Genomic DNA, 12,536 nt, shown 5'->3' on the forward strand with positions numbered 1-12,536 from the left:
TCTAGGAGCGATCGCGAGCGCGGCGAAGCCGGGCGCCGCGGGTCGCGACCATGGGATATGGAGCGATCGCGAGCGCGGCGTAGCCGGGCGCCGCGGGTCGCGACCATGGGATATGGAGCGATCGCGAGCGCGGCGAAGCCGGGCGTGGCGGGTCGCGTTTATGGCATAGGAGTAGAAAGAACTGGTGGCTGAACTGAAGCTAGGTTACAAAGCATCGGCCGAACAATTCGCACCGCGCGAGCTCGTCGAACTAGCCGTCGCCGCCGAAGCCCACGGCATGGACAGCGCGACCGTCAGCGACCATTTTCAGCCTTGGCGCCACCAGGGCGGCCATGCCCCGTTCTCGCTGTCCTGGATGACCGCTGTCGGCGAACGTACCAACCGGCTGCTGCTGGGCACTTCGGTGCTGACCCCCACCTTCCGCTACAACCCCGCCGTCATCGCTCAGGCTTTCGCCACCATGGGATGCCTGTACCCGAACCGTGTTTTCCTTGGCGTGGGCACCGGTGAGGCGCTGAACGAAATCGCCACCGGATACGAGGGCGCCTGGCCGGAGTTCAAGGAGCGGTTCGCCCGGCTGCGTGAATCGGTGGGGCTAATGCGGCAGCTGTGGAGCGGTGACCGCGTCGACTTTGACGGCGACTATTACCGGCTCAAGGGTGCCTCGATCTACGACGTGCCCGACGGGGGCGTGCCCGTCTACATCGCCGCCGGCGGCCCGGCGGTGGCCAAGTACGCCGGCCGCGCCGGTGACGGCTTCATCTGTACGTCCGGCAAGGGCGAGGAGCTCTACACCGAGAAGCTGATACCGGCGGTACGAGAAGGCGCCGCTGCCGCTGACCGATCCGTCGACGGCATCGACAAGATGATCGAAATCAAGATCTCCTACGACCCCGACCCGGAGCTGGCATTGAACAACACCCGGTTTTGGGCGCCGCTGTCGTTGACAGCTGAGCAGAAGCACAGCATCGACGACCCGATCGAGATGGAGAAGGCCGCCGATGCGCTGCCAATCGAACAGATCGCCAAGCGCTGGATCGTGGCGTCGGACCCCGACGAAGCCGTCGAAAAGGTAGGTCAATACGTGACATGGGGCCTGAACCACCTGGTATTTCACGCACCAGGACATGACCAGCGCCGGTTCCTGGAGCTCTTCCAGTCGGACCTGGCACCCAGGTTGCGGCGACTTGGCTGACTCCTCGGCGATCTACCTCGCCGCACCAGAATCGCAGACGGGTAAGTCGACGATTGCACTGGGGCTTTTGCACCGACTGACCGCGATGGTCGCCAAAGTCGGTGTGTTCCGGCCGATTACGCGGCTCTCTGCGGAGCGGGACTACATCCTGGAACTACTGCTCGCGCACACCAGTGCGGGCCTGCCCTATGAGCGGTGTGTTGGCGTGACCTACCAGCAGCTGCATGCTGACCGCGACGACGCGATCGCCGAAATTGTCGATTCGTATCACGCAATGGCCGACGAGTGTGACGCGGTGGTGGTAGTCGGCAGTGACTACACCGACGTCACCAGCCCCACCGAGCTCTCGGTCAACGCCCGGATCGCGGTGAACCTCGGCGCGCCAGTGTTGTTGACGGTTCGGGCGAAGGACCGCACCCCCGATCAGGTCGCCAGCGTCGTCGAGGTCTGCTTGGCCGAGCTGGACACCCAGCGCGCTCATACCGCGGCGGTAGTGGCGAACCGGTGCGAGCTGTCCGCGATACCGGCCGTGACCGACGCGCTGCGCAGGTTCACCCCGCCTAGCTATGTAGTGCCCGAGGAACCACTGCTGTCGGCGCCGACCGTTGCCGAGTTAACGCAGGCTGTGAACGGGGCGGTGGTAAGCGGTGATGTTGCGCTGCGCGAACGTGAGGTGATGGGCGTGCTGGCCGCGGGTATGACCGCCGACCATGTGTTGGAGCGGCTGACCGATGGCATGGCGGTGATTACTCCCGGCGACCGCTCGGACGTGGTGTTGGCCGTCGCTAGCGCCCATGCGGCCGAAGGGTTTCCGTCATTGTCATGCATCGTCCTCAATGGCGGGTTCGAGTTGCATCCGGCGATCGCCGCCCTGGTTTCCGGCCTGCGATTGCGGTTACCTGTCATCGCCACCGCGTTGGGCACCTACGACACCGCCAGCGCTGCCGCGTCGGCCCGCGGGCTGGTAACGGCGACGTCGCAACGCAAGATCGACACCGCGTTGGAGCTGATGGACCGCCACGTGGACGTCGCCGGTCTATTGGCGCAGCTGACCATTCCCATCCCTACGGTCACTACACCACAGATGTTCACTTATCGGCTGCTGCAGCAGGCCCGTTCGGACCTCATGCGCATCGTCCTTCCCGAAGGGGACGACGATCGCATCCTCAAATCGGCGGGCCGCCTGCTTCAGCGCGGCATCGTCGACCTGACCATCCTGGGCGATGAAGCCAAAGTCCGTCTGCGGGCAGCGGAACTCGGTGTGGACCTGGACGGCGCCACGGTAATCGAGCCATGCGCAAGCGAACTGCACGATCAATTCGCCGACCAGTATGCGCAGTTGCGTAAGGCGAAGGGAATCACCGTGGAGCATGCCCGCGAAATCATGAACGATGCCACATATTTCGGCACCATGCTGGTGCACAACTGTCATGCCGACGGCATGGTATCGGGTGCTGCTCACACCACGGCGCACACCGTTCGTCCGGCGCTGGAGATCATCAAGACCGTTCCGGGCATATCCACCGTGTCCAGCATTTTCCTGATGTGTCTGCCGGATCGGGTACTGGCGTACGGCGACTGCGCGATCATCCCGAACCCGACGGTGGAGCAGCTCGCTGATATCGCCATCTGCTCGGCACGCACCGCCGCACAGTTCGGCATCGAGCCCCGGGTGGCCATGCTGTCCTACTCCACCGGTGACTCGGGGAAAGGTGCCGACGTCGACAAGGTCAGAGCGGCAACGGAGTTGGTGCGCGCTCGGGAGCCGCAGCTGCCGGTCGAGGGTCCCATTCAATACGACGCCGCAGTGGAACCGTCGGTCGCGGCCACCAAGTTGCGCGATTCGCCGGTGGCCGGCCGCGCGACGGTGCTGATCTTCCCCGATCTCAATACCGGCAACAACACCTACAAAGCGGTGCAGCGTTCTGCGGGTGCGATCGCGATCGGCCCGGTGCTGCAGGGCTTACGCAAGCCGGTGAACGACCTATCTCGGGGTGCACTGGTCGACGACATAGTCAACACCGTGGCCATCACGGCGATTCAGGCGCAGGGCGTCCATGAGTAGCACCGTGCTGGTGATCAATTCCGGCTCGTCGTCGCTGAAGTTCCAGCTCGTCGAGCCGGTCGCCGGCATGTCACGTGCCGCCGGGATTGTCGAGCGGATCGGCGAGCGGTCATCCCCGGTTGCCGATCACGCCCAGGCGCTGCATCGCGCATTCAAGATGTTGGCCGAGGACGGAATTGACCTGCAGACCTGCGGGCTGGTGGCGGTCGGACACCGGGTGGTCCACGGCGGCACGGAGTTTCACCAGCCGACGCTGCTGGATGACACGGTGATCGGCAAGCTTGAGGAGCTGTCGGCGCTGGCCCCGTTGCACAACCCGCCGGCGGTACTGGGCATCAAGGTGGCACGCAGATTGCTGGCCAATGTCGCGCACGTCGCGGTGTTCGATACGGCCTTTTTCCATGACTTGCCCCCGGCGGCCGCGACCTATGCCATCGACCGCGACGTCGCCGACAGATGGCATATCCGCCGCTACGGATTTCATGGCACTTCACACCAATACGTCAGCGAGCGGGCCGCCGCCTTCCTGGGCCGCCCGCTCGACGGTTTGAATCAGATTGTGCTGCATCTGGGTAACGGTGCCTCCGCCTCGGCGATTGCCCGCGGCCGGCCGGTGGAAACGTCGATGGGCCTGACACCGCTTGAGGGCTTGGTGATGGGCACCCGCAGTGGCGACCTGGACCCGGGCGTCATCAGCTACTTGTGGCGCACCGCGAGGATGGGTGTCGAGGACATCGAATCGATGCTCAACCATCGGTCCGGGATGTTGGGGTTGGCGGGGGAGCGGGATTTTCGCCGTCTACGACTAGTGATCGAAACCGGGGACAGGTCAGCACAATTGGCGTATGAGGTGTTCATCCACCGGTTGCGCAAGTACCTTGGTGCCTATCTGGCGGTGTTGGGCCACACCGATGTGGTGAGCTTTACCGCCGGGATCGGCGAAAACGATGCGGCGGTGCGGCGGGACGCGTTGGCTGGCCTTCAGGGGCTAGGTATCGCACTCGACCAAGACCGCAACCTGGGCCCGGGGCACGGCGCCCGGCGGATTTCGTCAGACGATTCACCGATCGCCGTGCTGGTGGTTCCCACGAATGAAGAACTGGCCATCGCCCGCGATTGCCTGAGGGTGCTGGGCGGACGCCGAGCGTGAATCATACGACAGCCCGCCGGCGTGTCGCGTCGTGCGATTCACACTCGGGCGGCTTAGAACGTGCTGGTGGGCCGGACCTTGTTGGCCATGTCCACCAGCGTGTAGCGATGCCGTTGAGTGGGAGCTACCCGGGCCAGGCTGCGCAGTGACGCCTCGACGCCCAGCCGCAGCCCGTGACTGGTGAATGGGAAACCGAGGATGTGGTTGGTGCTGGCCTTGTTGTCCTTCAGCCAGTCCAGCGCGCCACCCAGCACCAGGGCGCGGATCTGCAGCACGCGTGGTTCGGTCGGGGGCAGCGCCTCCACTCTTCGGGCGGCGTCGCGGATCTGTTCCTCGGTGACTTCACTCGTTGACCGGCCGGACAACAGAGTCACCGCGCTGGTCAGCCGTGCCGTGGTGAAATGCCGAGAAGTGGGCGGTACCTCGTCGAGCGTGCGCACGGCGCCGACCCGATCACCTTCGGCCGACCGGGCTCTGGCCAGTCCGAAAGCCGCCGAGATCACGCCGTCGTTGGTGCTCCACACCGTCTGATAGAACTTGTGTTCGTCGGTGTTGCCGGCTAGTTCGACCGTGGCGGCCAGCGCGAGCTTGGGCGCCAGCTCGCCGGGAAAGGTGTCCAGCACCTCGGTGAAATGCCTGGTGGCCGAGTCATAGTCGCCGGTGAGCAGCTCGGCGACGGCCCGGTACCAGACCAATCGCCATCGCCAGCCGACGCGTTCGGCCAGATCGTCGAGTTTTCGGGTGGCCTTGGCCACATCGCCGAGATCCAGCAGCGCACGGACTTCCATCAGCGGCAGCTCCACCGACTCGGAGAAGTCGACGCCGTCGGCGTCCAGCGCACCGTGGCGGGCCGCGCGCAGCGAGTCTAGGGTCTGCACCGGCTGGGAGAGCACCGTGGCCTGCAGGACCGAAGCTGCGACGTCGGTCGGATCGACCAGCGGCACCGACAGCGCGGTCACGATCTCGTTGGCGGTCAGCTTCTCCGCGTGCACCTGCCCGTCCAGATACACGTCGGTGTGCGCCACCAGCAGGTCCACTCCAAATGTCGACCGACTGGGACTGAAGATCGTTGATAGCCCTGGCCGCGGCACCCCGGTGTCCTGGGCGACCACCTCCCGCAACACGCCCGTCAATTGCGCGGACATCTCTTCGGCGGTGGTGAACCGTTGCCGCGGATCGGGGTCGATGGCCCTGCGCAGCAACCGGCCGTAAGAGTCGTAGGTTTTCAGCACCGGGTCGTCTTCGGGTAGCCCATCCACATAACGGCCATTGCGGGTGGGCAGGTCCAGCGTGAGCGCCGCGAGCGTGCGTCCCACGGTGTAGATGTCGGTGGCCACCGTCGGACCGGTCCGCACGATCTCGGGCGCCTGGAAGCCTGGGGTCCCGTAGAGGTAGCCGAACGAGTTGATCCGCGATACCGCGCCCAGGTCGATCAGCTTGAGCTGTTCCTCGGTCAGCATGATGTTTTCCGGCTTCAGGTCGTTGTAGACCAAGCCGATGGAATGCAGGTAGCTCAGCGCCGGCAGGATCTCCAGCAGGTAGGCGATGGCCTCCGCGACGGGCAGTTTCTGACCCTTGCTGCGTTTGAGCGATTGCCCGCCGACGTATTCCATCACGATGTAGCCGACCGGATCCCCGTGCCTGTCGGTGTGCTCGACAAAGTTGAAGATCTGCACGATCGACGGGTGCACCACCTCGGCCAGGAACTGGCGTTCGGCCATCGCCATTGCCTGCGCTTCGGCATCACCGGAATGCACCAGGCCCTTGAGCACCACCGGACGGCCGTTGACATTGCGGTCAAGAGCGAGGTAGATCCAGCCCAGTCCGCCGTGCGCGATGCAGCCTTTGACCTCGTACTGGCCGGCGACGATGTCCCCGGGATTTAGCTGCGGCAGGAACGAATACGGGCTGCCGCAATAGGGACACCAGCCCTCTGAAGCTCCCTTGGTCTCCGAGTCGGACCGGCCGACGGGACGTCCACAGTTCCAGCAGAACCGCTTGGACTCCGGCACCACCGGGTTGGTCATCAGGGCCTCAAGCGGATCGATATCGGGCGCCCGCGGGATTTCCACCAGGCCGCCGCCCAGCCGTCTGACCGGCGGGCGCACCCGGCTGGTGGTGGCCATCCGGTCTTGCGGCTCGGTGTCCGGGCCGAGCGTCGGATGGGGGAAGTTGTCCTCATCGCCGAAATCGGGGCGAAACACCGCCTGGGTGCTCAGGGGTCGAACCGTCGCGGACGTCGCGGTCTGGGCGTCCGCCGGTTGGGTGCCGGGGCCCGAACGTTCGGTCTCTGACGCCTTGGCCATCAGTCCACATACCTCGGCGTGGGCGGGGCGGGGGCTGGGCCGAGCACCGTCAGCCACTTGCGATACAACGTGTTCCAGGTGCCGTCATTGCGGATGCGTTCGAGCGTGCCGTTGACGAACCGGACCAATCCGGTGTTGTCCAGGTTGATCCCGACGCCGTAGGGCTGGTCGGCCATGTCGGGCCCGACGATATGCAGGTAGGGGTCTTCCTCTACCAGCCCGGCCAGGATGGTGTCGTCGGTGCTGACAGCGTCGATCTCGCGCTGCTGCAAGGCCACCAAGCAGTCCGCCCAGTTCACCACCGACACAATGACGGGGGGCGGTGCGATCTCCCGGATACGGCGCAACGATGTGGTGCCCCTGGCCACACAGACCCGCTTGCCCGACAGGTCGGACACCTTTGTGATCGGCGAGTCACGCGGGGCGAGGATGCGTTGGTTGGCGTCGAGGTAGACGGTGGAGAAGTTGACCAGCTTGCGCCGCTCGCAGGTGATCGACATCGTCTTGACGACGATGTCGACCTGCGACTTCTGCAGCGCGGTGACCCGCTCCGCGGCCGACAGGATCCGGTACTCGACATGTGACGGGACACCGAAGATGTCGCGTGCCACTTCGCCGGCGATGTCAACGTCGAAGCCGGTGATCTCGCCGGTGATCGGGTCGCGGAAGCTGAACAGGTTGCTGCCGATGTCGAGTCCGACGATCAGCCTGCCGCGCGCGCGGATGTCGGCCACCGCGGCGTCGGCCTCGGCCTTAGTGGCAAAGGGGCGCAGGCTGGCGGTGGGATCGCAGTCCTGGCTCGAACTGTCCGGCGGCAGCGGGGGTTGCGGTGGCATGATTTCCATGCCGACCGGTGTGGGCAGCGGCAGCGTCGGCGTCGCCTCCACCCCCAGCGTTTCCGAGTGGCCGCAACTGGCCAGCACCATCGCCAACGCCAGCGGCGCGAGTGGGGCTGCCGCCCGCGCCAGGAGGGCCCGGCGCGTCATCACCGATACTCTTTCAGCCGGGGCCACAGGCCGAGCGCGACGGCAATGGCGGCACCTAAGCTGAGCACCACGCCGCCCACCTGCGCGCCTGCCAGCCCGCGATGCGCATTGAGGATGTCGTGGCGCAGTTGGGTGCGGCTTTGTCCCATGGCTTTGGTCAGTGCTTCGTCGAGCTTGTCGAATGCGGGGGTAGCGTCGTCCTCGCCTTTACCCAGTGCCACCTGAGTGGCGGCCCGATAGTTGCCGACGGAGATGTAGGAATTGATCCGGTCGTTGGCCTGCCGCCAGCGCACCAACAGCTGGTCGGCGCCCTGCAGATCGGGTTTGTCGACGGCGTGGCGGCGGGCCATGTAGTCGTTGAGCTGGCGTTGCATGGCGTCGATGCGCTGATAGAAGGCCTGCTTGCGGACCTCTTCGTCGCCGCGCCGGATCAGCGACAGTGTCTCGTCGGCCCGTGCCTGTTGGGCGGTGATCGCCAGGTTGGTGATGGTCTTGAGTGACTCAGCCGCGGTATCTTTCGCGCTACGGCTGGCCGTTGTAGAGATGGTCAGCGCAGTTCCCACCCACACCACCATGACGAGAATACCGAGCGCGCCCACGACAAGACCGGGGTTAATCCGTCGCCTGGTGCGCCGGGCCAGCCAGCGATGTGCGAACGCACCGAAGACCACGGTGGTGGCGACCACCAGGATCACCGGGGCCGGGATCTGGGTCGACGCGGTGGTTTCCCGATCTACCCGTGCTGATGTCGCCTGGTAGAGCCGTTGCGCGTCGGGCAGGATCGTCGATTGCATCAGCCCCGACGCCTCTGACAGATATGACGACCCGACCGGGTTGCCCGCCCGGTTGTTGGCGCGGGCGATCTCGACCAGGCCGGTGTAGACGGCCAATTCGGCGTTGATCCGGCCCAGCAATTGCACCAACGATTCGTCGGTGAGCCCGCTCGAGGCCCGGGTTACCGCTACCGAGGCATCGGTAATGGCCTGCTCGTAGCGCAGCCGAACGCCGCCCGGCTCGGCTTGGGCTATGAACGCGGTGGCGGCCGCGGCGTCAGCCACCGACAGCGTGGTGTACAGCCGTCCAGCCGCGAACGACAGCGGCTCGGTGTGGTCGAGCACCGCGGTCAACACCTGCTGCCGGTGTTCGATGGTGGTGGAGGTAGCGAAGGCGCTGGCCACGCCGAGAGCCGCCAACACGATGCCGATCGTCATGATTCGGCCGGGTGTCGTCGAGATGAACCACCGCCGGGGATGTGCCGGTTCGGCGGGCGAGCGTGATCCCAGCGGCTCGGTCGACGGGTGCGCCAGCTCAACCGTCACGTCTGTTAGGACCTCATCTTTCGGCTAACGCAACGAAACTCTATAAGCGAATTCTAAGAGAAGGTTCCGACAGATGGTGTTAGGCATACGCAATTGCCCAGTTGCCCGCCTGCATATTCTGAACAGGTGCGGGGCGACGGTGACGGATGGGTGGTGTCCGACAGCGGCGTTGCGTACTGGGGCCGCTACGGCGCGGCCGGTCTGTTGCTTCGGGCTCCGCGGCCGGACGGCACCCCCGCGGTGCTGCTGCAGCACCGCGCGCTGTGGAGCCATCAGGGCGGCACCTGGGGCTTGCCGGGCGGTGCTCGAGACAGCCACGAGACGCCGGAACAGACCGCGGTCCGCGAATCGAGCGAGGAGGCGGGCCTGTCCGCCGAGCGACTCGAGGTGCGGGCCACGGTGGTCACCGCCGAGGTGTGCGGGGTCGACGACACGCACTGGACCTACACCACCGTTGTCGCCGATGCCGGGGAGTTGCTGGACACCGTGCCCAACCGGGAAAGCGCCGAACTGCGCTGGGTGGCCGAGAACGAGGTGGCCGACTTGCCGTTACATCCCGGATTCGCCGCCAGTTGGCAACGACTGCGGACCGCTCCGGCGACCGTGCCACTGGCCCGGTGCGACGAACGGCGGCAGCGGCTGCCGCGCACCATTCAGATCGAGGCCGGGGTTTTCCTCTGGTGTACGCCGGGCGACGCGGATCAGGCGCCCTCGCCGCTGGGTAGGCGGATCAGTTCGCTGCTGTAAGCGCCGACCGGAGCTGCTCGGCCGCCGCACGTGGGTCGTCAGCCGAGGTGATCGCCCGCACCACCACGATCCGGCGAGCGCCGGCATCGAGCACGGCCGGCAGCCGTTGCGCGTTGATGCCGCCGATAGCGAACCACGGCTTGTCGTCGCCGCCGAGTTCGGCGGCGACCCGTACCAGCCCCAGACCCGGCGCCGCACGGCCAGGCTTGGTCGGTGTCGGCCAACATGGTCCGACACAGAAATAGTCGGCGTCGCCGGCGGCGGCCGCAGCAACCTGGTCGGGGTTGTGGGTGGACCGGCCGATGAGGGTATCCGGTGCCAGGATCTGTCGTGCGACGTTCACGGGCAGGTCGCGTTGACCCAGATGCAGCACGTCGGCGCCGGCCGCGCGGGCAATATCGGCGCGGTCGTTGACCGCGAATAGGGCGCCGTACCGGTGCGCTGCGTCGGCCAGGATCTCGCAGGCGGCCAGTTCGTCACGCGCCTGTAGCGGGCCGAACCGCAGCTCACCGGGTGAGCCCTTGTCGCGCAACTGGATGATGTCCACTCCGCCGGCCAGGGCGGCCTCGGCGAACTGAGCCAAGTCGCCGCGTTCCCGACGGGCGTCGGTGCACAGATACAGCCTTGCCGATGCCAGACGGGATTCGTGCACATCGTGACGCTAGCGCGCTAGCGTGGAACCCTGTAGACACGGGAGTCCCGGGAGCGGGGTCTGAGAGTGGGCGCGCCTGCCCTTACCGTCACACCTGATCCGGATCATGCCGGCGAAGGGAGGTCAAGGATGGCGTCCGACCTACACACCGGGTCGCTGGCTGTCATCGGCGGCGGTGTCATCGGGCTGTCGGTGGCCCGCCGTGCCGCCCAAGCCGGCTGGCCGGTGCGGGTGCACCGCAGCGACGAGCGGGGGGCGTCCTGGGTTGCCGGCGGCATGCTGGCCCCACACAGCGAAGGCTGGCCCGGCGAGGAACGGTTGTTGCGGCTAGGCCTGCAGTCCCTGCGGCTTTGGCGTGAGGGCAGCTTTCTCGACGGGCTGGGCCCGCAACTGGTCACCGCGCACGAGTCGCTGGTGGTGGCCGTCGACCGGGCCGACGTCGCCGACCTGCGCACTGTCGCGGACTGGTTGTCCGCACAGGGGCACCCGGTGATCTGGGAGTCGGCTGCCCGTGACGTCGAACCCCTACTGGCGCAAGGCATCCGGCACGGGTTTCGGGCGCCCACCGAACTGGCCGTCGACAACCGCGCCCTGCTCGACGCGCTGTGCCGTGACTGCGAGCGACTCGGAGTTCGCTGGAGCTCACAGGTGAGCAGCCTGTCCGACGTCGATGCGCACACGGTGGTGATCGCCAACGGCATTGACGCCCCGGCCTTGTGGCCCGGCCTGCCGATACGCCCGGTGAAGGGTGAGGTGCTGCGGCTGCGATGGCGACCAGGTTGTATGCCCTTGCCGCAGAGAGTGATTCGTGCCCGTGTGCGTGGACGACAGGTCTATCTGGTGCCACGTTCGGACGGGGTGGTCGTCGGCGCCACCCAATACGAGCACGGGCGCGACACCGCGCCGGTGGTATCGGGAGTTCGTGACCTGCTAGACGATGCGTGTACCGTGCTGCCGGCGCTGGGTGAGTACGAGCTGGCCGAGTGTGAGGCCGGACTGCGCCCGATGACACCCGACAACTTGCCGCTGGTCCAACGCCTGGATTCGCGGACCCTGGTCGCGGCCGGTCACGGCCGATCCGGATTCCTATTGGCGCCGTGGACTGCCGAACAGATTGTGTCCGAACTCGTTTCGGTTGGGGCCGCCTCATGATCGTCGTTGTCAACGAGCAACAGGTCGAGGTCGACGAGCAGACCACCATCGCCGCGCTGCTGGATTCGCTGGGCTTCGGGGACCGGGGTATCGCTGTGGCGTTGAACTTTTCGGTGCTACCACGATCGGACTGGGCCACCAAGATCTGTGAGCTGCGTAAGCCGGTGCGACTAGAGGTGGTGACGGCGGTGCAGGGTGGCTGAGTCCAAGTTGGTTATCGGTGACCGCAGCTTCGCCTCGCGGCTCATCATGGGTACTGGGGGTGCGACCAATCTGGCGGTGCTAGAGCAGGCTCTGATCGCCTCAGGTACCGAGCTGACCACCGTCGCGATACGCCGGGTCGACGCCGACGGGGGAACCGGCCTGCTCGACCTGCTCAACCGGCTCGGCATCACACCGCTACCCAACACCGCGGGGTGCCGCAGCGCCGCGGAAGCGGTCCTGACAGCGCAGTTGGCCCGTGAGGCGCTGAACACCAACTGGGTCAAGCTCGAGGTGATTGCCGACGAACGCACCCTGTGGCCTGATGCGGTCGAATTAGTCCGGGCTGCAGAACAATTGGTGGACGACGGATTTGTGGTCCTACCGTACACAACCGACGACCCGGTGCTGGCCCGCCGGCTAGAAGATACCGGTTGCGCAGCGGTGATGCCGCTGGGTTCGCCGATCGGCACCGGCCTTGGTATCGCCAACCCGCACAATATCGAGATGATCGTCGCCGGTGCCCGCGTTCCCGTGGTGCTGGACGCGGGCATCGGTACCGCCAGCGATGCCGCGTTGGCGATGGAGTTGGGTTGCGATGCCGTGTTGTTGGCCAGTGCGGTGACCCGGGCCGCCGACCCGCCGGCGATGGCCGCGGCGATGGCCGCCGCGGTGACCGCCGGATATCTGGCGCGTTGCGCGGGGCGGATCCCGAAACGCTTCTGGGCTCAGGCTTCCAGCCCGGCACGATAACCAAAACGGT

11 protein-coding genes and 1 riboswitch are annotated in these 12,536 nt (G+C 66.2%); of the genes, 7 read left to right on the plus strand and 4 right to left on the minus strand.

What is annotated here, in order from left to right; all coding sequences use genetic code 11:
• The first annotated feature begins 184 nt into the window (after positions 1-184).
• Genes fgd through MCAN_RS02120 form a run of 3 tightly spaced genes read left to right on the plus strand, consistent with a single transcriptional unit; the run spans position 185 to position 4,410 of the window.
• On the plus strand, positions 185-1,195 hold the full coding sequence (gene fgd, locus MCAN_RS02110) for a glucose-6-phosphate dehydrogenase (coenzyme-F420) (RefSeq protein WP_014000214.1): 1,011 nt from the start codon (positions 185-187) through the stop codon (positions 1,193-1,195).
• Positions 1,188-3,260, plus strand: coding sequence for a phosphate acetyltransferase (pta, locus tag MCAN_RS02115; RefSeq protein ID WP_014000215.1), 2,073 nt, complete (start codon positions 1,188-1,190; stop codon positions 3,258-3,260). Before fgd ends, pta begins: the two co-directional genes overlap by 8 nt.
• A complete protein-coding gene (locus MCAN_RS02120; protein WP_003402097.1) occupies positions 3,253-4,410 on the plus strand; it encodes an acetate kinase in 1,158 nt (385 codons plus the stop codon). The genes pta and MCAN_RS02120 overlap by 8 nt, the downstream gene beginning before the upstream one ends.
• 53 nt (positions 4,411-4,463) lie before the next feature.
• On the opposite strand, the gene pknG is transcribed toward MCAN_RS02120, so the two are convergent.
• From pknG to glnX, 3 genes are read right to left on the minus strand one after another with little or no spacing between them, the layout of a single operon-like run.
• The gene (pknG, locus tag MCAN_RS02125; protein WP_014000216.1) at positions 4,464-6,716 is read right to left on the minus strand and encodes a serine/threonine protein kinase PknG; all 2,253 of its coding nucleotides are present in this window, start codon (positions 6,714-6,716) and stop codon (positions 4,464-4,466) included.
• On the minus strand, positions 6,716-7,702 hold the full coding sequence (locus MCAN_RS02130; RefSeq protein WP_003900142.1) for a glutamate ABC transporter substrate-binding protein: 987 nt from the start codon (positions 7,700-7,702) through the stop codon (positions 6,716-6,718). Before MCAN_RS02130 ends, pknG begins: the two co-directional genes overlap by 1 nt.
• The gene (glnX, locus tag MCAN_RS02135; RefSeq protein ID WP_003402108.1) at positions 7,702-9,021 is read right to left on the minus strand and encodes a protein kinase G-activating protein GlnX; all 1,320 of its coding nucleotides are present in this window, start codon (positions 9,019-9,021) and stop codon (positions 7,702-7,704) included. Before glnX ends, MCAN_RS02130 begins: the two co-directional genes overlap by 1 nt.
• Before the next feature lie 126 nt (positions 9,022-9,147).
• Here glnX and MCAN_RS02140 point away from each other — a divergent pair, with 126 nt between their 5' ends.
• Complete coding sequence (locus tag MCAN_RS02140; protein WP_003898441.1) at positions 9,148-9,768, plus strand: NUDIX hydrolase; 621 nt, start codon at positions 9,148-9,150, stop codon at positions 9,766-9,768.
• Here MCAN_RS02140 and thiE read toward each other — a convergent pair.
• The gene (thiE, locus tag MCAN_RS02145; RefSeq protein ID WP_014000217.1) at positions 9,752-10,420 is read right to left on the minus strand and encodes a thiamine phosphate synthase; all 669 of its coding nucleotides are present in this window, start codon (positions 10,418-10,420) and stop codon (positions 9,752-9,754) included. The genes MCAN_RS02140 and thiE overlap by 17 nt on opposite strands.
• 28 nt (positions 10,421-10,448) lie before the next feature.
• A riboswitch (TPP riboswitch) is annotated at positions 10,449-10,559 on the plus strand.
• Between thiE and thiO the strand changes: the two genes are divergently transcribed.
• The 3 genes from thiO to thiG all read left to right on the plus strand — a co-directional run bounded on the left by thiO (position 10,550) and on the right by thiG (position 12,526).
• Positions 10,550-11,572: a glycine oxidase ThiO gene (gene thiO, locus MCAN_RS02150; RefSeq protein ID WP_003402118.1), complete on the plus strand. Its 1,023-nt coding sequence runs from the start codon at positions 10,550-10,552 to the stop codon at positions 11,570-11,572. (Overlaps the previous riboswitch by 10 nt.)
• On the plus strand, positions 11,569-11,775 hold the full coding sequence (gene thiS / locus MCAN_RS02155) for a sulfur carrier protein ThiS (RefSeq protein WP_003402121.1): 207 nt from the start codon (positions 11,569-11,571) through the stop codon (positions 11,773-11,775). Before thiO ends, thiS begins: the two co-directional genes overlap by 4 nt.
• Positions 11,768-12,526 (plus strand): thiazole synthase, encoded by a 759-nt coding sequence (gene thiG / locus MCAN_RS02160; protein ID WP_003402126.1) that lies wholly within the window; start codon positions 11,768-11,770, stop codon positions 12,524-12,526. The genes thiS and thiG overlap by 8 nt, the downstream gene beginning before the upstream one ends.
• The last annotated feature ends 10 nt before the right edge of the window (positions 12,527-12,536 follow it).

It is taken from the genome of Mycobacterium canetti CIPT 140010059, assembly GCF_000253375.1.
GTDB lineage: Bacteria > Actinomycetota > Actinomycetes > Mycobacteriales > Mycobacteriaceae > Mycobacterium > Mycobacterium tuberculosis.

Bases quoted from the DNA above. Each gene is read 5' to 3' on its own strand.
- MCAN_RS02120 (WP_003402097.1), top strand. From the start codon at position 3,253: ATGAGTAGCACCGTGCTGGTGATCAATTCCGGCTCGTCGTCGCTGAAG.
- pknG (WP_014000216.1), bottom strand. From the start codon at position 6,716: ATGGCCAAGGCGTCAGAGACCGAACGTTCGGGCCCCGGCACCCAACCG.
- MCAN_RS02130 (WP_003900142.1), bottom strand. From the start codon at position 7,702: ATGACGCGCCGGGCCCTCCTGGCGCGGGCGGCAGCCCCACTCGCGCCG.
- thiO (WP_003402118.1), top strand. From the start codon at position 10,550: ATGGCGTCCGACCTACACACCGGGTCGCTGGCTGTCATCGGCGGCGGT.
- thiS (WP_003402121.1), top strand. From the start codon at position 11,569: ATGATCGTCGTTGTCAACGAGCAACAGGTCGAGGTCGACGAGCAGACC.